Origin of the sequence: Rhodococcus sp. IEGM 1341, from assembly GCF_030056895.1 — a bacterium.
Lineage (GTDB): Bacteria > Actinomycetota > Actinomycetes > Mycobacteriales > Mycobacteriaceae > Rhodococcoides.
In genome coordinates, this window is the sequence record NZ_JASHKV010000003.1 from 162,682 (window position 1) to 185,665 (window position 22,984).

Sequence of the window (22,984 nt, forward strand, 5' to 3'; positions counted from 1 at the left end):
CATTCGTATTTCGGCAACATGGATGGGGCTCGTGGAGCGCTAGTAGATCCGCCGCGTGTTCTGGGCGTCGAATCGAAAATCGAGCGCCGTGCAACTCATCTCGCACAGGGCCGATGCCGGAAGTAGTCAGCGGTGGCCCAATCCACCGTCGACCGAGTATTGGCTGGCAGTGACGTAGCTCGACTCCTCGGAAAGCAGAAACAGCGCAACCGCAGCAGCTTCCGGAGCCGTCCCGATTCGGCCGAGTGGCACTCGGCCGAGGACGCCGGCCTCGAAGTCCTGACGAGTCTCGGTATCCATGAAGCTTCGGAAACCTGTTTCGATTGCACCTGGAACCAGAGTGTTGACCCGAATTTTCCGAGGGGCAAGTTCTGTGGCCCAGGTGCGCGCAGCGGCAATCAGTGCCGCTTTTGTTGCCGCGTACACGGCGGTCAGCGGAGCCCCTTCGTAGGTCGACGTCGATGAGGTGACGACTACGGAGGCACCGTCGCTCAGTTGATCACTCAGCGCGGCAAGCTGAAGCAGGGGGCCACGCGCATTGGTTGCCATCATCGTGTCGAAGAAGGGAGTACTGACGTCGGTAATCGGGGCGATGCCGGCGTAACCGGCATTGAACCACAGTCCGTCGATGACGAGCTCGTCCAATTGCTCGGCGAGTGTGTGTCCGGTGTCCGGGAGCGATGCATCATTGAACAAGACGGTGGCCGAACTGATTTCGTCAGCCAGAGCTGCCAGGCGTTCATTGTTCGTCCCAGTCAAAATCAACTGTGCTCCTTCGCGCGCCAGAAGTCGCGCGCCGGCCAGTCCTATTCCGTTGGTCGCTCCGGTGATCAGTATTCGTTTTCCTTGGAATCGTGAGGTCATGAACAGCACGCTATGTTCTAGAGTTCGCTCTAGGTCAAGCTGCGGGAGGTGGCAGATGTCCGAGTACACCATCGGAGAGGTCGCGAAAGCGGTCGGGCTCAGTGTGCATGCGCTGCGGTTCTACGAGCGCAAAGGTCTGCTCCTCGGGTCGGTAGAACGTACCGCCAGCGGACGCAGGCGATACAGCCAGATCGACATCGACTGGCTTCGGGTGTGTACCCGGTTGAGGGAGTCGCGTATGCCGTTGGCGGATCTCGAGCGGTTTGCCGTGCTTGTGCGAGATGGGGCAGGTAACGAGGCCAACCGTCTCGCGCTGCTCAGCACGCATCGTGCCCGAATCGACGCTCAAATCGCTGAGCTGGAACAGGCCCGCGAGATCATCGCGTGGAAGACCGATGTCTACGAACAGAGGTTGCGTACCGGCAATATCGGGGGGTTGTGGGACCCGACTGTAAGTCGGAACCAGCACCCGTAGGCGTGCTCGCCGTCGCTACAGCGACACGCCGGTCACACTTGCAATGCAAGCCACAGACCGGCCACGGCACCGACGATGGTCAGCGGTGTCGTGATGACGCCCAACACGGTGAAGGTCCGCAGGTCTGCCGGCTCGTCGTTGGCCGACGCGACGCGTCGCCACAGCATGATCGCCAGCGAACCGACGTAGGTGAGGTTGGGGCCGAGGTTGACCCCGATCACCATGGCCAACAGCAACGCCGGGGGAGCGTCGGCCCCGAAGGCGGCCAGTAGCAGCAGCGTCGCGGGCAGGTTGTTGACGATGTTCGACGCCACCGCCGCAATGGCTGCGGTTGCCAGTAGCGATGCGAAGGTGGTGTCCGACGGCAGAATTCGCGTCAGCCAGTCGCCGATCGGGCCTGTGGTGACGCCGAGAACGACGATGCCGAGCAGAAAGACGAAGCCGCAGAACGGTAGATCGGCACCGCGCAGAATGGCGCGAGCACTGGTGTGCCGGCCCCGGAGTGCGGGGATGGCCAATGCCACCGATCCCACCGCCGCCACCCAGAACGGTTCGACGTCGAACAGGCCTGCCACTGCGAAGCCGACGAGTGTCGCGCCGAGGATTGCCAGCGTGGCTCGCGGTGCGGGTACGTCCTCGGCGCTCTGCTCGACGGACTTCTCCGGCGGTGTGGCGGTGCGGGACAGGTCTTTGCGGAAGAAGATCAGGAACACCGCCAACTCGATGGCCACCGCGAAGATCCACGGCAGGGCCATCAAGGCAGTGAAGTGCAGGAAGGTCAGACCGGTCGCGGCGAATGCAAGAAGGTTGGTCAGGTTCGACACCGGCAGCAGAGTCGACGCCGAATTGGACAGGTGTGCAGTGGCGTAACTGTGCGGACGCGGCGACATCCCCAAGATCCGCGCAGCACCGATGATGGCCGGTGTCAGCAGAACCACGGTGGCGTCGAGGCTCAGCACCGCGGTGGTCGACGCCGCCGCCGCGAACACAAGGGTGAGCAATCGGCGGGGACTGCCCCTGGATCCTCGGCGGAGCTTCGCGGCTATCCACGTGAACACTCCGAGTGCGTCCGAGAGGTGCGCCAGGATAAGGATGAACGCCAGAAAGACCACGGTCGGAGCGAGTTCGAGTACTTGCTCTCGCGCGGCGTCGAGGCTTACGAGGCCGACGAGCAGAACGATCGCCGCAGCCGGAAGTGCGGCGACGATCTCGGGCAGGCCGCGAGGGCGAACGATGGCGAAGACGAGAACGGCGGCGACCAGTGCCGCGGCAAGAACGGTCACGCGAGAATCTTCACGAGCGTGCGCACGTTTCGTGTGGTGGTCGTGGCCTTGTACTTTGCTTTGGCCGTGGCTTTCCCGAATGTGCTGTCGGTGGTGTTGCCCTTGCGCACCTCCCAATAGAGCACGCTGTTCCCCTCGGCGATCCTTTCGAGCTCGGGGTCGAGTTCGTCTGCAAGAGCGGACAATTCGGTCAAATGTTTATCGTCGCTACCGAACACCACATAAGGATGCCAGCCCTCCCGCTCGGCGTCGAACGGGTACGACTCCACTATCGCTCGAAGTGTGGTCACGTCGAGGACGACAACCCAGGCTTGGTAGCCGAACGTCTCGGCCAGAGTGCTCTCCGTCTGCGCCTTGACGGCGTCGACGCTCAGCGAGGAGCCCAGCAGAACATTGCCGGTCGCCAAAACAGTGCGGACATCGGTGAAGCCGGCCGATGTCAGGGCCTCACGGAGATCGGCCATCTTGATGTTGATGCCACCGACGTTGATGCCGCGGAGCAACACGACCCACTCACTCATGGGAGGAACTGTAGTGAAGTGCTCGACAATCACCCTTGAGTTAGTAGTTAGTAATCAGTAACTTAGCGGTCATGGCGCAGCGAAAACGGATGACCGGACCCGACCGTCGTGAGCAGATCCTGCGGATTGCAGCAGACGAATTCGCTACGGCTGGACTCCACGGCGGTTCGACCGAGGCAATCGCCCGGACAGCCGGGATTACTCAGGCCTACATCTTTCGGATATTCGGTACCAAGAAGGCACTGTTCTCCGAACTGGTCGTCGCGTCCTTCGATCGGTTGGCAGACGGAATGCGCGAAGCGGCGGGTACGGACACCGGGCAGCAGGCGTTGGCCTCGATGGGGGAGCGCTATTACACGATGCTCGAGGATCGAACCTCGCTGTTGCTGCAACTACAAGGGATCGCAGCATGTGGTGATCCCGAGGTCCGGGATGCGGTGCGGGCCGGCTTCGGCCGGATGTGGAACACAGTCGCAGAGGTCACCGGGCTCGACGCCGTGACCGTCAAGGCGTTTCTCGCGTTCGGCATGCTACTCAACAGTGGTGCGGCCCTGCAGATCAACGACGTCGACGCACCGTGGGCGAACGGGGTGGGCACTCGCATCCAGGCTGGATTGTTCGACCACATCACGAGCGATACGAACCGATGACCGCGGACGCCGGGACCTGCGACTCGCGACTGCTCGTGCCTGCGTTGGTGTTCGTCGGAGTGGTCGTGGCTGCCGTCGGCAGCCTCGGTGCTCCATTGATCACCAGTGTTGCAACCACATTCGACGTCTCCCTCTCCAGCGCACAATGGACACTGACGTTGGCGCTGTTGACCGGTGCCGTCACGACTCCAGTTCTGGGCCGCCTCGCGTCGGGTCCGCATCGACGGGCGGCCATGCTCGGGACACTCGGCGTCGTTTCGGTCGGTGGAATTTTGACCGCACTACCGTTGTCTTTTTCCTGGCTGCTCCTCGGCCGCGCAGCCCAGGGAGTGGGTCTGGCTCTGACTTCGATGCTGATGGGCGTTGCGCGAGATCATCTGTCCGACAAGCGGTCCGGATCGACCATTGCCTTGTTGTCGGTTGCATCGACTGCAGGTGTCGGCGTGGGCTACCCCTTGTCGGGCTTTCTGACCGAGCACGGCGGTCTCCGCGTCGCATACGGGTTCGGTGCCGCGATGACGGTCATGGCGTTGACAGTTGCTCTGAAAATCATTCCGACCTCCACTCGGAAGCGCGCACCTCGCATCGACGTTCCCGGTGCACTGCTGCTCGCGCTCGCTCTCTCCCTGTTACTGATTCTCATCGGTGAAACGGAGCTGTGGACGAGCCACCCATGGGCGGCGGCGATGCTGGCCACGATCGCGGTCTTCAGCGCGGGCATGTGGGTCCGGGTCGAACTCCGGAGCTCGGCACCGCTCGTCGATCTTCGGTTGTTTCGTCACACTGCCGTGGTCGGAGCAAACGGTGCAATGTTTCTCGGCGGCATTGGCATGTATCTGCTGCTGACCATCGTCACGCGCTACGCGCAGACGCCTTCCGGTGCCGGATACGGTTTCGGCCTCGACGTGTTCACGGCGGGCCTCGTCCTGGTTCCGTTCTCGGTGTTCGGATTTCTCGCAGGCAAGCTGGTGCCCAGCGCTCTGCGTCGGGTGGGGGCAGGCAGCGCGCTGACGGTCAGTGCCCTGATCGTTCTGGTCTCTCTCGCCTTGTTCGCCGGTACCCGCGCCAGTGTCGTGGAACTCTGTGCGGTGATGGCGATTCTGGGTTTCGGGGTCGGAAGCTTCTCGGCCGCGCTGCCGGCCGTCGTGCTTCCGGTGGTGCCATCCGAGGAGACCTCGAGTGTCATGAGTATCAACCAGGTGGTGCGCAGTGTCGGATTCTCTCTTGGAAGCGCGATCGGTGGTCTGGTCCTCGCCGCCGGAACGAGTCCGGGCTCCACCTTCCCCATAGAGGATGCCTATACGACCGCCGCCTGGGTGGGGGTGGCCGTCACCGCCGCCGCAGCCGTGACGAGCGCAACCGTACTTCGCAGCCGGGGAGTCGCCGGACCCTCGACGCGAGCCGAGTAGAGTACGCAATCGCGAACGAGTTGGCCGGACGGCTGCGGCTCGGAGGACCGGCGAAGTAGTTTCGTCGCGCTTCGGGCCGAGGAAAGTCCGGACTCCACAGAGCAGGGCGGTTGTTAACGGCAACCCGAGGTGACTCGCGGGACAGTGCCACAGAAAACAGACCGCCTGCGGGACGATTCTTCGGAATCGAACTGCAGGTCAGGGTGAAACGGTGCGGTAAGAGCGCACCAGCATCCCAGGTGACTGGGATGGCTAGGTAAACCCCGCCCGGAGCAAGGTCGAAGGCTGCATCGCGCAAGGGGTGCAGCTGCGCAGGTGCTCGAGGGCTGCTCGCCCGAGCCTGCGGGTGGACTGCTCGAGGTACCCGGCAACGGTGTGCCCAGATGGATGGTCGTCGATTCGAACCCGCGTGAGCGGGAACGATGAACAGGATCCGGCTTACAGGCCGACTCGTTCGCACTCACTTTTCTCGCAGTTCGCCTGCGGCGTCGCTCCATGGGGCACACTGGAAGTCATGACCGACGACGACACCTCCTGGTACTACGACATCACCACCAAGCAGGTCGTGCAGGGCAAGCAGACCAACGCCCTCGACCGCATGGGCCCCTATCCGGACAAGGCCACCGCGGAGCAGGCGCTGAAGATCGCCGCGGCGCGCAACAAGGCCGCCGATTCCGACGACGACTGGAACAACTGACGGTGCTGCTCACCCGGCTCAGGGCTCCGGGCTTCGACTTCGAGGCCATCAGATCCGAGTTCGCTCTCACCGAAACTTTCGAAGCAGACGTGATGCGCGAGGCGATCGAAGCACGAGACCTGCACGCCGACAGCAGAATCGACCGCACCGACATTCCGTTCGTCACCATCGACCCACCCGGCTCGAAGGACCTCGACCAAGCCGTACACATCGAGAAGACGTCCAACGGGCTGGTGGTGCACTACGCGATCGCGGATGTGGGCGCACTGGTAACGCCCGGGGGAGCACTCGATGCCGAAACCCGTCGACGCGGCCAGACGTTCTACCTCCCCGACGGATCCGTGCCGTTGCATCCACGAGAGCTGTCGGAGGGGTCGGGCAGCCTGCTGGAGGGGCAGACTCGTTGCGCCGCGCTGTGGACCATCGAACTCGACGACGTCGGCGAGGCGGCCGCGTGGACGGTCACCCGCGCGCTCGTTCGATCGACCGCCCGGCTCGACTACGCCTCGGTGCAAGCCGATGTGGACGCGGGGACGCCGCATCCGTCCATCGCGGCGCTGGCCGAATTCGGGACACTGCGCGCAGCTGCAGCCCGACGGCGCGGAGCCGTCGACATCACCCTGCCCGAGCAGGAAGTGGCACCCGACGGACAGGGCTGGCGCATCGTCCTGCAACCACGCACCGCAGTGGACGGGTGGAACGCCGAAGTATCGCTGCTGACGGGAATGTGCGCCGCCAGAATCATGCTCGACGCCGGGATCGGCATCGTCCGCACTCTGCCGCCTGCCTCGCCCGAATCGGTGGACACACTGAAGAAGACGGCAGCAGCACTCGGAATCGACTGGCCCACAGGAGCATCCGCCGGTTCTGTGCTGGCCGGCCTGCCCACCGACGAGCCGTCGACGCTGGCGATGATGACCCAGGCGACCGGTTTGCTGCGCGGCGCGGACTACCTCGCGTTCGACCGCACGACAAACCCTGTGGACAGTGACGCATCGGTCGAGCATTCGGGAATCGGTGCGCCGTACGCGCACGTGACGGCACCGTTGCGTCGGCTGTCCGATCGCTTCGCCACCGAGGTGTGCCTGGCCGTCGTAGCCGGAGCGCCGGTACCGGACTGGGTCGCGCAGGCATTGCCGGAACTGCCCGCCACCATGCGCGGATCGGATTCCGCGGCGTCGAAAGTGGACCGTGCCTGCATCGACCTCACCGAAGCGCACGTACTGAAAGATCGAGTGGGCGAGCAGTTCTCGGCTGTCGTACTGCGCGGGGCCGAGGGCAAGCGGGACGCCGAGGTGTTGGTGTCACAGCCAATCGTTCTCGGAAAGTGCGACGGAGAACCGCCCGCGGGGGAGTCGGTGCAGGTCCGGTTGACCCGGGCCGACACCGACTCGCGCACAGTCCGATTCGACTACCCGGCCGTTACGGCCTGAAACGATCCGTCGCCTCGACGAGGTGATGCACGATGCCGGGCTCGGCCGCAGAATGGCCGGCATCGTCGACGATCACCAGATCTGCCGAGGGCCAGGCCTTGTGCAGCGCCCACGCGCTCGTTGCCGGGCACACGACGTCGTAGCGGCCCTGCACGATGACACCGGGAATGCCGTCGAGCAGGTGGGCGTCGCGCAGCAGTTGATTCTCTTCGAGAAAGCAGTTGTTCCGGAAGTAGTGGTTCTCGATACCGGCGAACGCCAGGGCGAACCGTGCATCCGAATTGGACTGCACTGCATCCGGTTTGGGCAGCAGGTAACTCGTCGCTGCCTCCCAGGTGGACCATGCCACCGCAGCTCGCGTCGCGGCTTCGTGGTCCTCGGACATCAGCTGCCGGTGATACGCCTCGACGAGATTGCCGTCGCGCTCGTCTTCCGGAATGGGTTCGAGAAACTTCTCCCACAGATCGGGGAAGATGTGGCCTGCCCCGCCGCCGTAGTACCAGGCGATCTCCGACGGACGCACGAGAAAGATTCCCCGTAGTACGAGCCCACGCACACGATCACGGTGCGACTGCGCGTACGCCAGGGACAGCGTCGAGCCCCACGAACCGCCGAACACCAACCACGTGTCGATACCCAGGTGCTCGCGGAGCTTCTCCATGTCCGAGATCAACCGGTCGGTGGTGTTGACCGACAGATCGGCACCGTCGGCAATGTGCGGGGTCGACTGCCCGCAGCCGCGCTGATCGAACAACACGATTCGATAGGCCTGCGGGTCGAAATACCTGCGCTGCAACGGATTGGTGGCACCGCCCGGACCGCCGTGCACGAACACCACCGGCGCACCGTCGGGATTGCCGGAGACCTCCCAGTAGATCTGTTGGCTGTCGCCGACATCGAGGTGGCCGGTCTCCACCGGATCGATTTCGGGGTAGAGGGTCCGCATCTCAGAAGCCCACCAGACCGGACGCGAGGTCCGGAATGTCGAGCGATCGGATGGCCTCGTCTCGTACGTCCGAACACGTTTCCGTCGTGATGTCGTCGATGATCGCTCGGTCCTGCACCACCTGAAGATTGATGACGCCGCTCTGCGCCGCCCAGGTCTGCACGAGAATGTTGAGCCCGCCGCGACCAAGGGTGGGCCCTTGGACGCGCCAATTGGACAGCTGCGCTTCGAGATCGGTGCACAGCTGCTGCTTCTGCGCGTCGGTGATCGCTGCGCCCGCAGGCGGTGCGGTGACCGTCGGGGTCGGTGCGACCGTCGTGGTGGACGACGAACCGGTGTTGGTGGTGTCGGTGCTGCATGCAGTCGCTACGACGAGAAGCGCAGCCGCGCCTGCCAATGCGACTGCGCTTCTTCCTGCAATGGACGTCGTACCCCGTCTGATTGTCATGGCCCCGAGTGTGCCACCCGAACTCCGGCGAGGCGAGAACGATCAGTAGCTGTGTTCGGGCCCGGGGAAGACTCCCGATCGCACCTCGGACATGTACGTCGTTGCCGCGGTCCGCAGTGAATCGCCGACGTCGGCGAACTTCTTCACGAACTTCGCGGTCTTGCCATTGGTGTATCCGGCCATGTCCTGCCACACCAGTACCTGCGCGTCGCATTCGTTGCCCGCGCCGATACCGACCGTCGGAATGGTCAGCTTGCGGGTCACCTGGCCGGCGATGTCGGCGGGAACCATCTCCATGACGACGGCGAATGCACCCGCCTCCTGGACTGCGATGGCGTCGGCCACGAGCTGCTCGGACGCGTCTCCGCGACCCTGGACGCGGAAGCCGCCGAGGGTGTTGACGCTCTGCGGGGTGAAGCCGACATGGGCCATCACCGGGATGCCCGCGGCGGTGATCGCAGCGATCTGAGCGGCCACGCGCTCGCCGCCCTCGAGCTTGACTGCGCCTGCGAGCCCTTCCTTCATGAACCGAACTGCGGTCTCGAGGGCCTGCTGCGGCGAGGCCTCGTACGTGCCGAAGGGCAGATCTGCGACCACGAGGGCGTGCGGTGCGCCGCGGACCACTCCGCGAACCAGCGGAAGAAGCTCGTCCACGGTGATCGGCACGGTGGTGTCGTATCCGTAGACGACGTTGGCCGCCGAATCGCCGACGAGGAGAACAGGTACGCCGGCTTCCTCGAAGATGCGGGCGCTTGAGTAGTCGTAGGCGGTGAGCATTCCCCAGCGCTCACCGTCGGACTTCATCTGCAGAAGGTGGTGGGTGCGGGTCTTGCGGGTCAATGCGGTGGAGGGTGCTTCCTGGGCAGATCCGCCGTACACAGCAGTTTCGGACATCTTTGTCCCTTTCTGGTCCTCGAGGCCCGCTCGGCGGGTCCCCGGGATGGGGTGTGATGACGTGGGCAAGTCTGCCACTGCGCGCGACCTGCCGGGCAGCTACCGGCAGTGCAATTGGTCACACCCCGTCGAGCGTCGAGTATTCCCGCCAGCCGTTGGTGATCGGCATGCGGCGATCGCGACCGAACGCACGAGAAGTGACCTTGGTACCGATCGGGTACTGGCGCCGCTTGTATTCCGACGCATCGACCTTGCGCAGAATGTCCGCGACCACCGCCGCGTCGAACCCGGCCGCCACGATGTCCGCGAATTCTTGGTCGTGATCGACGTAGCGAAACACGATGGCGTCCAGTTCGTCGTAGTCGGGCAACGAGTCGGTATCGAGCTGGCCCGGCCGGAGCTCGGCGGACGGCGGCTTGTCGATGCTCGACTCGGGTATCGGAGGGATGTCACCACGGTCGGCAGCGGACTTGTTTCGCCACCGCGCCAGATCCCAGACGAGTGACTTCGGCACGTCCTTGATCGGAGCGAAGCCGCCGACGGCATCTCCGTAGATCGTCGAATATCCCACGGCCAGCTCGGATTTGTTACCGGTGGCGAGCACCAGATGGCCGAAGCTGTTCGACAGCGCCATCAACACCATGCCCCGGCAGCGGGCCTGAATGTTCTCCTCGGCCAAGCCGGTCAGATGCAGTTGGTCCACGTAGCAAGCCACCATGTCCGCAATGGGCTCGACGCGGAAATGGATACCGGTGCGCGACGCGAAATCCTCTGCGTCGGTGCGGGAATGATCCGACGAGTACGTCGAGGGCATCGACACTCCGTGTACCGCGTCGTGGCCGAGGGCGTCGACTGCGATGGCGGCGACCACCGCAGAATCTATCCCGCCGGACAATCCGAGAGCCACCGAACGAAAACCGTTCTTGTGCACATAGTCTCGTAGTCCGGTCACCAGTGCGCCCCACACCTGTTCCTCGGTGCTCGCGATCTCTGCGAGGTACGGCTCGGCTCGTTGCCAGCCGGTGATCGCGACGTCGGGCAGCGGTATCCGGTCGATGCTCCAGCCGGGTACCGCTGCGGCGTCCGGACCCGGATCGGCGGGCGCATCGACGTCGACGATCAGCAGATGCTCGACGAATTGAGGGGAGCGGCCCCAGGTGGAACCGTCCGGCCCGACGACGAAACTCGCCCCGTCGAACACCAGCTCGTCCTGTCCACCGACCACGTTGACGTAGGCGATCGGAGCGCCGATCTCGGTGGCTCGGCGCGCGGCGATGGAGCGGCGCACCTCGTCCTTTCCTTGCTCGAAAGGGCTGGCGTTGAGGCAGAGCAACATGTCGACTCCGGCTGCCCCGTAGGCCGGCACCGGCCCGCCCGGCTGCCAGATGTCCTCGCAGACAACGACACCGAGCCGCAGGCCGTTCAGAGTCGTGATGCTCAGGCCGGATCCCGGAGCGAAGTAGCGGGCCTCGTCGAACACTCGGTAGGTGGGGAGCGAGTGCTTGTCGTATCGAGTGGCAACCCGTCCATCGGTGATCACTGCCGCGCTGTTGCGTGAGCCCTCGGCGTCGCGATCGAGGTAACCGACCACCACGATGCGGTCGCCGCACCCGGCACTGTCCAAGGCGGCCGCAAGCTCGGTGAGGGCGCGAGCCGATGCGGCGGCGAACGACGGTCGCAGAGCCAGATCCTCGACGGGGTATCCGGTCAGCGCCATCTCGGGAAACACCACCACGTTGGCACCGTCGTGGGCTGCGCGGACCGTCCATTCGACGATGGCTGCGGAGTTCGCCGCAAGATCGCCGACGACGGAGTTGATCTGGGCGAGGGCGAGTCGAAGTGCCTGCACTGCGCCCACGCTAGTGGTCGCACGACGTCCCCGCCGGGCAGCGAGAGTGGCGCGCTCGAAAGACCTGGCACGATCGTGTCCATGAGAACGCGCACCAGGAAGACGGCCGTGGCGATGTCGGCCGTGGCCGTGGTGCTCGCAGGCTGCTCCGGCCCCGAGCCCACTGCCACACCGGAGAACTCCGCGGTGCCCGACGCGTCGTCGCCGGCATCGGTCGCCGGCCCGATTCCCTCGGGGCTCGAGGCGTTCTACACGCAGACGCTGGAATGGGAGTCCTGCGACAGCTACAACACCGACGGCAGCGAACTGGGAAGTGCCGTCGAGTGCGCGATGGTGACTGTGCCGTTGGATTACGCAGACCCCGAGGGCAAGACGATCGAGGTCGCCGTCTCGCGGACGAAGGCGACGGGCGAGAAGATCGGGTCGGTACTGATGAACCCGGGCGGGCCCGGCTCGTCGGGGCTCTACCTCGCCGGGCAGGCCGAAGGCACTGCCGTCGCCGATCGCTTCGATCGGATCGGCTTCGACCCACGCGGAATCGGAGCATCCGAACCGGAGGTGCGATGCCTGACATCCGAGGAGGTCGACGAGGAACGTAGCGAACCCGATGTGGACGTCAGTCCCGAGGGCGTCGCGGCGACCGAGGCCGAACATCGGGACTACGCCGCGCAGTGCGTCGAGCGCACCGGGTCGGACGTGCTCGAACACGTCGGCACCAGGGAAGTGGTGCGCGACATGGACGTCATCCGTGCGGTTCTCGGCGACGAGAAGCTGACCTACATCGGTTACTCCTACGGCACCCGGATCGGGACCGCGTACGCCGAGGAGTTCCCGTCGAACGTGCGCGCGATGGTGCTCGACGGTGCGCTCGATCCCGACCAGTCACCCGTCGACGAGGCCGTCGCCCAGGGCGCGGCGTTCCAGACCGCGTTCGATCAGTTCGCCGCCGACTGCGCACAGACCGACACCTGCCCACTCGGAACCGATCCGGCCCAGGCCGTCGAGCAGTTCCGATCGCTGGTCGACCCGCTGATCGACCAGCCGGCCGAGACGACCGACCCTCGCGGTCTCAGCTACGACGATGCGATCACCGGTGCCCAGCAGGCTCTGTACTCGCAGCAGCTGTGGCGTCTGCTGCGGGCCGGATTGAACGAACTGCGCGACGGCAGGGGCGACACCCTGCTTCGGCTCGCCGACACCTACTCCGGACGGCTCGAGGACGGCAGCTACACCAACATCGACGACGCGTTCAACGCTGTTCGCTGCGTCGACGGCCCGCCGACCACCGATCGCGCCGAGGCCGACGCGGCGGACGTCAGGTTCCGCGCCGCCGCGCCGTATCTGGACGACGGCCGGGCGACGGGCAACGCGCCGCTCGACCTGTGCGCCTTCTGGCCGGTGCCGAACACGAGCGAACCGCACATCGTCGACGTCGAGGGACTGCCGACCCTGGTAGTGGTCTCGACGACCGACGATCCGGCCACTCCCTACCAGGCTGGTGTGGAGTTGGCTGCTCAGCTGCGCGGCGATCTGGTGACCTACGAGGGCACCCAGCACACGGTCGCCTTCTCGGGCGTCGAGTGCATCGACGATCCGTTGGTGAACTATCTTGTCGATCTGGTTCCGCCGGGGGACGGATTGCGGTGCTGACGTGCTACCTCACCACCTGGAAAGTGTGCTGAGAGTTTCACGAAGTGAGACCGAATTCACGATGTAACACAGATTTAACTCCGTTTGCTTACTCTCGCGTTCATGGATCGTCAAAAGGAATTCGTGCTCCGGACCCTCGAAGAGCGCGACATTCGTTTCGTCCGCCTCTGGTTCACCGACGTCCTCGGGTACCTCAAGTCGGTGGCCATCGCCCCCGCCGAGCTCGAAGGGGCTTTCGACGAGGGAATCGGTTTCGACGGTAGCGCCATCGAAGGATTCGCCCGAGTGTCCGAGGCCGACACCGTGGCCAAGCCCGATCCGTCGACGTTCCAGATTCTGCCGTGGTCCACCAGCAAGGGTCACCAGCACTCGGCGCGAATGTTCTGCGACATCGCCATGCCCGACGGGTCGCCGTCCTGGGCCGACTCGCGCCACGTACTGCGTCGCCAGTTGAGCAAGGCCGCGGACCTCGGGTTCAGCTGCTACGTGCACCCCGAGATCGAATTCTTCCTGCTCAAGGACGCGCCGCAGGACGGCTCACCGCCGACCCCGGCCGACAACGGCGGTTACTTCGACCAGGCTGTCCACGACTCGGCCCCGAACTTCCGCAGGCACGCCATCGACGCGCTCGAGTCGATGGGAATCTCGGTCGAGTTCAGCCACCACGAGGCCGCGCCCGGCCAGCAGGAGATCGACCTCCGCTACGCCGACGCACTGTCGATGGCCGACAACATCATGACCTTCCGCTACGTGGTCAAGGAAGTCGCCATCGAGGAGGGTGTGCGCGCGACGTTCATGCCCAAGCCGTTCAGCGACCAGGCCGGCTCGGCGATGCACACGCACATGAGCCTGTTCGAGGGCGATGCCAACGCCTTCCACAACCCGGACGACCCGATGCAGCTCTCGGAGACCGGCAAGTCGTTCATCGCCGGCATCCTCGAACACGCCAACGAGATCAGCGCCGTGACCAACCAGTGGGTCAACTCCTACAAGCGACTCGTGCGCGGCGGCGAAGCACCGACCGCTGCATCCTGGGGGCCGGCGAACCGCTCGGCTCTGATCCGCGTGCCGATGTACACCCCGAACAAGGCATCCTCGCGTCGCGTCGAGATCCGTAGCCCAGACTCGGCCTGCAACCCGTACCTGGCATTCGCGGTGCTGCTCGCGGCCGGTCTTCGCGGAATCGAGAAGGGCTACACCCTGCCGCCCGAGGCCGAGGAAGACGTGTGGGCGTTGACCTCCGCCGAGCGTCGCGCCATGGGTTACAAGGAACTACCGGGCAACCTCGATCAGGCCTTGAACGCGATGGAAGGCTCCGAACTGGTCGCCGAAGCACTGGGCGAGCACGTCTTCGACTTCTTCCTCCGCAACAAGCGTCGCGAGTGGGAGGAATACCGCAGTCACGTCACGCCGTACGAGCTGAAGGCCTACCTGGGTCTTTAACAGCACGGCGTCGTCATGGGCTACGTTCTACTCGATCCTTCAATGGTAGTTCCGATGCCGACGCGAGCACCCTCGCGCCGCTGTGTACTGACGACGAGGTAATTCTGTGGCACCCCGAGGTGGATTCTGATGGTGCGTCCTCCGACCTCCAGATCCGTCGTTCCCGGACCGGGCCGTCTCGGCCTCGTCGAAGAAACTGCGCCGTCCGACCTGCGCACCCTCGGCTGGACGGGGGAGGAAAGCCTCGAACTGCTGTGGTCGCTCTCCCGTGCGCCCAACGCGGACCTCGCACTGCGGACCCTGGTGCGGATGTACGAACTGCTCGGTGCCGGGTGGGCCGAGTTCGACTCTGCACTGCGCACCGACAAGGGCTTCCGCGGGCGCATCCTCGGTCTCGTCGGCGCTTCGAGTGCGCTCGCCGATCACCTGGTTGCCGACGACAGCACCTGGCGTCTGCTGCTGACCAAGGAAGGTCAGAGCAGCGGAGTCTCGGCGAAGATCGAGCTCCCCACCAAAGCCACCCTGGTCGCGGAACTGCTCGAGGCTGTCGGGGCCGAGCCCGAGACCGGCCCCAATGCCGCACCGGACCTGTACCGCGCGACCGTCACAGGACCGCCCGCGGTGATCGCGCTGCGCAAGAAGTACCGCGACCAGATCATGGTGCTGGCGGCATACGACCTCGCCGCGACCGTCGAGAACGAGCCCGTCCTGCCGTACACGGTTGTGGGGTCGCAACTGTCGGACATGGCCGACGCTGCGCTGACCGCTGCACTGGCGGTGGCGGTTGCCACCGTGTCCCCTGACTCTCCGTGTCCGACGCGTCTGGCCGTCGTGGCAATGGGCAAATGCGGTGCGCGCGAACTCAATTACGTATCCGACGTCGATGTCGTGTTCGTCGCCGAGCCCGCCGACTCGCAGGCGAGCCGCATCGCCGGTGAGATGATGCGCATCGGATCCTCGGCGTTCTTCGAGGTGGACGCGGCGCTGCGGCCCGAGGGCAAGCGCGGCGAGCTGGTCCGCACCCTGGATTCGCATGTTGCCTACTACAAGCGTTGGGCCAAGACCTGGGAGTTCCAGGCGCTGCTCAAAGCCCGGCCGATGACCGGCGACATCGCGCTCGGCAACGATTACGTCGACGCGGTCAACCCGATGGTGTGGTTGGCCAGCCAGCGCGAGGACTTCGTGCCCGAGGTGCGCGCCATGCGGCGTCGAGTCGAGGAAATGGTGCCGCCTGAGCTCCGCGAGCGCGAGATCAAACTCGGACGCGGCAGCCTGCGGGACGTCGAATTCGCCGTTCAGCTTCTGCAATTGGTGCACGGTCGAACCGACGAGTCGCTGCGCGTTCTCGGCACGACCGATGCACTGACCGCACTCACCGAGGGCGGCTACGTCGGCCGCGACGATGCCGCTAACCTGACGGCCTCCTACGAGTTTCTCCGGCTGATCGAGCACCGCCTGCAGATGCAGCGAATGCGTCGCACACACACCCTGCCTCCTCAGGACGACGAGGAAGCCCTGCGGTGGCTGGCCCGTTCGGCGCACATGCGACCCGACGGCAACCGCGACGCTCTCGGTGTGCTGAACGCCGAGATCAAGCGCAATGCGCAGCGCATCCGCCGGTTGCACGCCAAGCTCTTCTATCGGCCGTTGCTCGACTCGGTGGTCAAGTTCGACTCCGAGACGGTGCGTCTGACGCCCGACGCCGCAACGCGTCAGCTCGCTGCGCTGGGCTACGCGACCCCGCAGAATGCGTTGGGCCACCTGCGTGCGCTCGTCGGCTCCGGCACTCGTCGCGGTCAGATTCAGGCGGTGTTGCTCCCGACGCTGCTCGAATGGCTTGCCGATACCCCCGACCCCGACGCCGGACTGCTCAATTACCGCAGGCTGTCCGAATCGGCGGGGGAGCAGACGTGGTTCCTGCGCGTGCTGCGCGACGAAGGCGCGGTGGCACAGCGCCTGATGATCGTGCTCGGCTCCTCGGCCTACGTGCCGGATCTGTTGATCAAAGCTCCCGAGGTCATCCGTCTGTTCGCCGACGGACCCACAGGTCCGCGCCTGCTCGATGTCGAGCCGGAAGAGACGTACCGCGCCATCCTGTCGTCCTCGGCTCGGTACGAGGATCCGGTGCGGGCGATCAACGCGGCTCGGGCGCTGCGGCGTCACGAACTGGCCCGCGTGGCCTCGGCGGACATCCTCGGCATGCTCGACGTGCCTCAGGTGTGCCGGGCCTTGTCTTCGGTCTGGGCCGCGGTCATCAACGCCGCCCTCGCAGCAGCCGTACGCGCCAGCGAGAAGGAACGCGGGGAACCGGCACCGGCAACGCTGGCCGTCATCGGTATGGGTCGCCTCGGCGGCGGTGAGCTCGGCTACGGCAGCGACGCCGACGTGCTGTTCGTCTGCGATCCGGTCGACGGTGCCGACGAAACCGTTGCGGTCAAGTGGGCCAACACCATTGCCGATCGCATCCGCAAACTGCTCGGCGCGCCCAGCACCGACCCGCCCCTCGAGGTCGACACCGGTCTGCGACCGGAAGGGCGAAGCGGACCTGTGGTGCGCACCCTGTCGTCGTACGCCGCGTACTACTCGCAGTGGGCTCAGGCCTGGGAAGTGCAGGCTCTGCTGCGCGCACACCAAGTGGCCGGCGACCAGGATCTCGGAATCCGATTCCTGCTGATGGCCGACAAGGTGCGCTACCCCGAGGGCGGCGTGTCCGCCGACGCGGTCCGCGAAATCCGACGCATCAAGGCGCGCATCGACTCCGAGCGTCTACCCAAGGGGGCCGACCCCTCCACCCACACCAAGCTCGGACGTGGGGGACTGGCAGACATCGAGTGGACCGTCCAGCTCATCCAGCTCAGATACGCGCACAAGGTCCTGACGCTGCACAACACCTCGACTCTGCAGTCGCTCGACGCCATCGGCGCAGCCGAGCTCATGAGCGAAACCGACGTCGAATTGCTCAGGGAGGCGTGGATTCTGGCAACCAAGGCCCGCAACGCGCTGGTCCTGGTGCGCGGTAAGCCCACCGATCAGCTGCCGCGACCGGGAGCTGTGCTGTCGGCGGTCGCGCAGGTAGCGGGTTGGGAGAACGGCGATGCCGGAGCGTTCCTCGACAACTACCTACGAGTGACGCGTCGAGCAAAGGCAGTGGTGGAGAGGACGTTCGGCGGGAATTAGGCCCCGTCTGCCGCTAATCACTTCCGACGGTGACGAACCCCTGCTGAACCATCCAGTCCCGTGCGACGTCCGCAGGCTCGCGTCCGTCGATGTCGACCTGCTTGTTCAGCTCGGAAATGGCCTCGTTGGTCAACGCGGCCGAGATCGGTGCGGTCACCTCGGCGATCTCGGGGTACTGATCGGCGACCTCCTGGCGGATGATGACGGTCGCGTTGTAGCGCGGGAAGAACGACTTGTCGTCTTCGACGACCGTCAGATTCAGGCCCTTGATACGTCCGTCGGTGGTGAACACCTCACCGAACCGGCACTGCGCGCCCTCGGCCGTGGCCTGATAGATGACGCCGGTCTGCAGAATCTGCACCGGCAACGTGCTGGCGTCGAATCCGTATGTGGCGGCGAGCCCGGGCAACCCGTCCTGACGACTGTTGAACTCGGTCTCGACGCACAATGACGCGGCAGCGGGATCTCGGTTCACCAGAGCGGCATAGTCGGACAGAGTGCGAACCCCGGTCTCCTGTGCAACCTGCTGATTCATCGCCAGCGCGTACGTGTTGTCCATCGGGGCCGGATTGACCCAGTCGATGCCATTTGCCTTGTCGGCGTCGCGCACGGCCTCGAATTGCTCGGTGGCGTCGGGAATGGGGGTTTCGTTGCCCAGGAAGTTGATCCATCCGGTACCGGTGTACTCGTAGGCGACGTCCACCTGACCGCTCTGCATGGCCAGCCGCACACTCTGCGATCCGGCGATGTTGGTCAGGTCCCGTACGTCGGCACCGGCTGCGCTCAACGCGAATTCGAGGATGTAGCCGAGGATGATCTGCTCGGTGAAGTCCTTGGATCCCACGGTGAACTGGGCACCTTCGAGGCCGGGGAGCGGGGTGATGCTGCCCGGCTCGACCGACAACGGCATGGCACCGCCGGATTGCAATCCGCATCCCGAGAGCGCCAGGGTTGCCGCGGCGCACAGGGCCGCAAGTCGTCGAGTGGTGCGCCGCATCAGCGGAGTCCTTTCGGTCCGAGGAATGCCTCGGCGAGTGCGCCCAGCCAGTCGACCAGCAGTGCTAGAGCAACAGCAAGAACTGCTCCCACCACGAGGATGATCGGCTGGTTGAGCTTGTAGCCGGTATCGATCAACACGCCCAGACCGCCCGCTCCGACGAGGAAACTCAGTGTCGCGGTGCCCACAGCCAACACGAGCGAGGTCCGCAGACCGGCGAGAATGAACGGAACCGCGAGGGGAAACTCGATGCGCCGCAGGATGCCCATGTTCGACATGCCCTGTCCGCGTGCGGCATCGATGTAGTTCGGGTCCACCGTCTGGAAGCCCAGCATGGTGTTCCGCAGAACCGGGAGCAGTGAGTAGAACGCGATGGGCAGAACGCCGGCAGTGAATCCGGTCCATCCGGTGGCCAGGAACAACAGAACGAGCAGTCCGACGGCCGGCGCTGCCTGACCGATGTTGGCGATACCGATGAACAGCGGGGCCAGCTTTCGATACCCGGGCCGCGTCAGAAGAATCCCGAGCGGTACCGCGATGGCGAGAACGAGTGCCGTCACGACGAACGTGATCGCCACGTGCTCGCGGACGGCGGTGGTGATGCTGCCGGCGTTGAGGGTGCCCGACTGGGTGGCGGTGAGGTCCCGGCTGAACGTGTAGACCAAGAGCACGGCCACTATGACGAGGATGACCACGGGCTGGATGAGTAGCCGGAGTCGCTCGGCCCGCTTGGCGGCGCGCGCGGTGTCCTTCGTGGTTTCGCCGGTGTCGGCGAGTGTGGTCACGACGGCGTCCCGACGTCGCTGCGCGCCTCGTCGTGATCGTTGGCGTGCTGAGACCGCAGAGATTTGATGGTGTCGATCAACACGTCGATCGTCACGGTGCCGACGTACTCGCCGCGGTTGCCGGTCACGGTGGCCGTCGCGTTGCCCTCGGAGAGAAGAGCTTCCAGTGCGTCCTGCAGGGTGGACTGCGTCGAGACCATCTCGCCCATCGGCACACCCACATCGCGCAGGCTGCCGACCCCCACGAGGTGGCGGCGATCGGTCCAGCGAAGCGGCCTCTTGCGCGCGTCGAGGATGATTCCCCACGCCTCCGGATCGGAGCCGAGAGCGGTGTTCATCTTCTCCACCGAGTCGTCCTCGCCGAAGACGGGAACGTCGGACAGTTCGATGTCGCGTACGCGCATCAGGGTCAGCTGCTTCAACGCGGCCCCGGCCCCGACGAATCCGGCGACGGTGTCGTCGGCGGGGTTGGCGAGAACGGCCTCGGGGGTGTCGTACTGGAGGATCGTCGATTGGTTTCCGAGCACCGCGATTCGATCGCCGAGCTTGACGGCCTCGTCGAAATCGTGGGTCACGAACACGATGGTCTTGCCCAGTTCCGCCTGCAGCCGCATCAACTCGTCCTGCAACAATCCTCGGGTGATCGGATCGACCGCGCCGAAGGGTTCGTCCATCAACAGCACCGGGGGATCGGCGGCGAGAGCGCGGGCGACGCCGACACGCTGCTGCTGGCCACCGGAGAGCTGACGCGGATAGCGCTGGCGGTACACCGCCGGATCGAGCCCGACGAGATCGAGCATCTCGTCGGTGCGATCGTCGATGCGTTTCTTGTTCCATCCGATGAGCCCGGGCACCATGCCGACGTTCTGCGCGATCGTCATGTGCGGGAACAGACCCGCCTGCTGGATGGAATAGCCGATGGTGCGACGCAACTCGTTGGGGTCGATCGAGAGCGCGTCCTTGCCACCGATGGTGATGCGGCCCGACGTCGGTTCGATGAGCCGGTTGATCATGCGCATCGTCGTCGTCTTGCCGCAGCCCGAGGGCCCGACCAGAACGACGACCTCGCCGGCGGGAATCGTCATGGACACGTTGTCCACCGCGGCCAGCTTCTGCCCCGGGTAGCTCTTGGTCACGTTCTCGAGCACGATTTCCGCGCCGGAGACGTTGGATGTACGGGTCGAGTCACTCACGGATACCCCTCGAGGTGGTCAGTTTGCCGATCAACACGTAGATCCCGTCCAGGATCAACGCCAGCAGGATGATCAGGACAGTGCCGGTGAGGGCCTGCGGTAGGGCTGTGGGACTGCCTACGCGAGCGAGTCCGGAGAACAACAGGTTGCCCAGGCCAGGGCCTTTCGCGTACGCAGCGATGGCCAGGATGCCCATGGCCATCTGTGTGCTGATCCGCATCCCGGTGAGGATCGACGGCCAGGCGAGAGGGATTTCGATGCGTCGCAGCACCAGCGTGCGACTCATGCCGATACCGCGAGCGGCGTCGGCGACGGCTGGATCGACTGCAGCGAGACCCACCACGGTGTTGCGGATGATCGGCAGCAGCGAATACAGAACCAACGCGGTCACCGTCGGCCGAACGCCCAATCCCATGATGGGGATGAGAACTCCCAGCAGCGCGAACGAGGGGATCGTCAGGATCGTGCTCGCGAGAGCCGTCGCGATCGCCGACCCAGCGGGGCTGCGGTAGACCAGAACACCGATCGCGACACCGATGACGGTGGCGATGACGACGCACTGAACGACGGCCGAGACGTGCAGATAGGAGTCGATCGCCAACTGCCTTCGCCGTCCGACGATGAATTCCCACAGTGCATCCATGCAGTTGCGTCCTCTGTTCGCCGGTAGCGGATAAATACCTTTACCCCGCGTACCGACAATCAAACGCCGACCGGTCTGAATTCTTCGTCGATTGCCGTAAGCGTTGCCGATCGGTTACTGCCCGGGAACGCAACAACGCCCGGCCGAAAGGATTCGGCCGGGCATTGTCAGCGTGAAATCAGACGATCACACGTCGTAGTACAGCGAGAACTCGTACGGGTGCGGACGCAGGTTCACCGGAGCGATTTCCTGCTCGCGCTTGAGCGAGATCCAGGTCTCGATCAGGTCGGTGGTGAAGACGCCACCCTCGGTGAGGTAGTCGTGATCGGCCTCGAGCCGGTCGATCACGGCATTCAGCGAGGTAGGTGCCTGAGGAATGTTCTTGGCTTCCTCGGGCGGCAACTCGTAGAGATCCTTGTCGACCGGAGCCATCGGCTCGATCTTGTTCTTGATTCCGTCCAGACCCGCCATCATCTGAGCGGCGAAGTTCAGGTACGGGTTACCCGAGGAGTCCGGCGCACGGAACTCGAGGCGCTTGGCCTTCGGGTTGTTGCCGGTGATCGGGATACGCACCGCAGCGGAGCGGTTGCGCTGGCTGTAGACCAGGTTGATGGGGGCCTCGTAGCCCGGCACCAGACGGTGGTACGAGTTGATCGTCGGGTTGGTGAACGCCAGCAGCGACGGCGCGTGATGCAGGATGCCGCCGATGTAGTGGCGAGCGAGATCCGACAGTCCGGCGTATCCGGCCTCGTCGTGGAAGAGAGGCTTGCCGTCCTTCCACAGGGACTGGTGCACGTGCATGCCCGAGCCGTTGTCGCCGAACAGCGGCTTCGGCATGAACGTCGCGGACTTGCCGTTCTGCCATGCGGTGTTCTTGACGATGTACTTGAACAGCTGCAGGTCGTCCGCTGCGCGAAGCAGCGTGTTGAACTTGTAGTTGATCTCCTGCTGGCCGCCGGTGCCGACCTCGTGGTGCGCACGCTCGAGCTCGAAGCCCGCGTTCTGCAGGTTGGTCGAAATCTGGTCGCGCAGGTCGACGTAGTGGTCGTACGGAGCGACGGGGAAGTAGCCACCCTTGAAACGCACCTTGTAGCCGAGGTTCGGGCTGCCGTCGGCCTCGGTCTCGGCTCCGGTGTTCCACCAACCCGAGGACGAATCGACCTCGTAGAACGCGCCGTTCGCCTGCGAATCGAAGCGCACGGAATCGAAGATGTAGAACTCGGCCTCGGCACCGAAGTAAGCGGTGTCGGCGATGCCGGTGCTCGCCAAGTACTCCTCGGCCTTACGTGCGACGTTGCGCGGGTCGCGGCTGTAGGCCTCACGCGTGAACGGGTCGTGAACGAAGAAGTCGATGTTCAGCGTCTTCGCATTGCGGAAGGGATCGACCTGAGCGGTGGCGTAGTCCGGAAGCAGAATCATGTCGGACTCGTGAATGGACTGGAAGCCGCGGACGGACGAGCCGTCGAACGCGAGGCCGTCTTCCAGTGTGTCTGCCGTGAACGCCTTGGCGGCGATCGAGAAGTGCTGCTGTGCACCCGGCAAATCCGTGAACCGGATGTCGACGTATTCGATTCCTTCATCTGCGATGAACTTGATGACCTCTTGGGCCGTGGAAAACGCCACGCTT

General features: G+C 64.8%; 20 protein-coding genes and 1 other RNA gene. 9 read left to right on the top strand and 12 right to left on the bottom strand.

The window, feature by feature from the left end; genetic code table 11:
• Positions 1-126: 126 nt before the first annotated feature.
• Positions 127-933: an SDR family oxidoreductase gene (locus QM615_RS10205; RefSeq protein ID WP_283347318.1), complete on the bottom strand. Its 807-nt coding sequence runs from the start codon at positions 931-933 to the stop codon at positions 127-129.
• Here QM615_RS10205 and QM615_RS10210 point away from each other — a divergent pair.
• Entirely contained in the window at positions 920-1,339 is a 420-nt protein-coding gene (locus QM615_RS10210) for a MerR family transcriptional regulator (RefSeq protein ID WP_149406157.1), read from the top strand. The two genes, QM615_RS10205 and QM615_RS10210, sit on opposite strands and share 14 nt — an antisense overlap.
• Before the next feature lie 32 nt (positions 1,340-1,371).
• Here QM615_RS10210 and QM615_RS10215 read toward each other — a convergent pair whose 3' ends face one another.
• Together QM615_RS10215 and QM615_RS10220 are read right to left on the bottom strand one after the other, a co-directional pair.
• Positions 1,372-2,622, bottom strand: coding sequence for an SLC13 family permease (locus tag QM615_RS10215; RefSeq protein ID WP_149406156.1), 1,251 nt, complete (start codon positions 2,620-2,622; stop codon positions 1,372-1,374).
• Positions 2,619-3,143, bottom strand: coding sequence for a DUF1697 domain-containing protein (locus QM615_RS10220; RefSeq protein ID WP_149406155.1), 525 nt, complete (start codon positions 3,141-3,143; stop codon positions 2,619-2,621). The genes QM615_RS10215 and QM615_RS10220 overlap by 4 nt, the downstream gene beginning before the upstream one ends.
• Positions 3,144-3,214: 71 nt before the next feature.
• Between QM615_RS10220 and QM615_RS10225 the strand changes: the two genes are divergently transcribed.
• The 5 genes from QM615_RS10225 (at position 3,215) to QM615_RS10245 (ending at position 7,332) form a co-directional block, all read left to right on the top strand.
• On the top strand, positions 3,215-3,793 hold the full coding sequence (locus QM615_RS10225) for a TetR/AcrR family transcriptional regulator (protein ID WP_262498374.1): 579 nt from the start codon (positions 3,215-3,217) through the stop codon (positions 3,791-3,793).
• A complete protein-coding gene (locus QM615_RS10230; protein ID WP_149406154.1) occupies positions 3,790-5,202 on the top strand; it encodes an MFS transporter in 1,413 nt (470 codons plus the stop codon). Before QM615_RS10225 ends, QM615_RS10230 begins: the two co-directional genes overlap by 4 nt.
• Positions 5,203-5,218: 16 nt before the next feature.
• Positions 5,219-5,659, top strand: an RNA gene (gene rnpB / locus QM615_RS10235) — RNase P RNA component class A.
• Between the two features lie 57 nt (positions 5,660-5,716).
• Positions 5,717-5,899, top strand: a complete 183-nt coding sequence (locus tag QM615_RS10240; RefSeq protein ID WP_094688449.1) for a hypothetical protein — start codon at positions 5,717-5,719, stop codon at positions 5,897-5,899.
• A 2-nt stretch (positions 5,900-5,901) separates the two neighbouring features.
• Positions 5,902-7,332, top strand: coding sequence for an RNB domain-containing ribonuclease (locus tag QM615_RS10245; RefSeq protein WP_149406153.1), 1,431 nt, complete (start codon positions 5,902-5,904; stop codon positions 7,330-7,332).
• On the opposite strand, the gene pip is transcribed toward QM615_RS10245, so the two are convergent.
• The 4 genes from pip to QM615_RS10265 form a co-directional block, all read right to left on the bottom strand.
• Positions 7,322-8,278, bottom strand: a complete 957-nt coding sequence (pip, locus tag QM615_RS10250; protein WP_149406152.1) for a prolyl aminopeptidase — start codon at positions 8,276-8,278, stop codon at positions 7,322-7,324. The two genes, QM615_RS10245 and pip, sit on opposite strands and share 11 nt — an antisense overlap.
• 1 nt (position 8,279) lies before the next feature.
• On the bottom strand, positions 8,280-8,726 hold the full coding sequence (locus QM615_RS10255; RefSeq protein WP_176460269.1) for a hypothetical protein: 447 nt from the start codon (positions 8,724-8,726) through the stop codon (positions 8,280-8,282).
• A 42-nt stretch (positions 8,727-8,768) separates the two neighbouring features.
• The gene (gene panB / locus QM615_RS10260) at positions 8,769-9,620 is read right to left on the bottom strand and encodes a 3-methyl-2-oxobutanoate hydroxymethyltransferase (protein WP_149406151.1); all 852 of its coding nucleotides are present in this window, start codon (positions 9,618-9,620) and stop codon (positions 8,769-8,771) included.
• A gap of 118 nt (positions 9,621-9,738) precedes the next feature.
• Positions 9,739-11,469, bottom strand: coding sequence for an NAD+ synthase (locus QM615_RS10265; protein ID WP_149406150.1), 1,731 nt, complete (start codon positions 11,467-11,469; stop codon positions 9,739-9,741).
• Positions 11,470-11,550: 81 nt separating this feature from the next.
• Between QM615_RS10265 and QM615_RS10270 the strand changes: the two genes are divergently transcribed.
• From QM615_RS10270 to QM615_RS10280, 3 genes are all read left to right on the top strand, one after another.
• A complete protein-coding gene (locus QM615_RS10270) occupies positions 11,551-13,119 on the top strand; it encodes an alpha/beta hydrolase (RefSeq protein WP_149406149.1) in 1,569 nt (522 codons plus the stop codon).
• Positions 13,120-13,221: 102 nt separating this feature from the next.
• On the top strand, positions 13,222-14,562 hold the full coding sequence (gene glnA / locus QM615_RS10275; protein WP_032379097.1) for a type I glutamate--ammonia ligase: 1,341 nt from the start codon (positions 13,222-13,224) through the stop codon (positions 14,560-14,562).
• Between the two features lie 129 nt (positions 14,563-14,691).
• Complete coding sequence (locus QM615_RS10280; RefSeq protein WP_149406148.1) at positions 14,692-17,739, top strand: bifunctional [glutamine synthetase] adenylyltransferase/[glutamine synthetase]-adenylyl-L-tyrosine phosphorylase; 3,048 nt, start codon at positions 14,692-14,694, stop codon at positions 17,737-17,739.
• Positions 17,740-17,752: 13 nt separating this feature from the next.
• Here QM615_RS10280 and QM615_RS10285 read toward each other — a convergent pair whose 3' ends face one another.
• The 5 genes from QM615_RS10285 to glnA (QM615_RS10305) form a co-directional block, all read right to left on the bottom strand.
• Positions 17,753-18,736: a glycine betaine ABC transporter substrate-binding protein gene (locus QM615_RS10285; RefSeq protein ID WP_149406147.1), complete on the bottom strand. Its 984-nt coding sequence runs from the start codon at positions 18,734-18,736 to the stop codon at positions 17,753-17,755.
• A complete protein-coding gene (locus QM615_RS10290; RefSeq protein ID WP_149406146.1) occupies positions 18,736-19,521 on the bottom strand; it encodes an ABC transporter permease in 786 nt (261 codons plus the stop codon). The genes QM615_RS10285 and QM615_RS10290 overlap by 1 nt, the downstream gene beginning before the upstream one ends.
• On the bottom strand, positions 19,518-20,714 hold the full coding sequence (locus QM615_RS10295; RefSeq protein WP_149406145.1) for an ABC transporter ATP-binding protein: 1,197 nt from the start codon (positions 20,712-20,714) through the stop codon (positions 19,518-19,520). Before QM615_RS10295 ends, QM615_RS10290 begins: the two co-directional genes overlap by 4 nt.
• A complete protein-coding gene (locus tag QM615_RS10300) occupies positions 20,707-21,357 on the bottom strand; it encodes an ABC transporter permease (protein WP_283347319.1) in 651 nt (216 codons plus the stop codon). Before QM615_RS10300 ends, QM615_RS10295 begins: the two co-directional genes overlap by 8 nt.
• 186 nt (positions 21,358-21,543) lie before the next feature.
• Positions 21,544-22,980, bottom strand: coding sequence for a type I glutamate--ammonia ligase (glnA, locus tag QM615_RS10305; protein WP_032368128.1), 1,437 nt, complete (start codon positions 22,978-22,980; stop codon positions 21,544-21,546).
• Between the last annotated feature and the right edge of the window lie 4 nt (positions 22,981-22,984).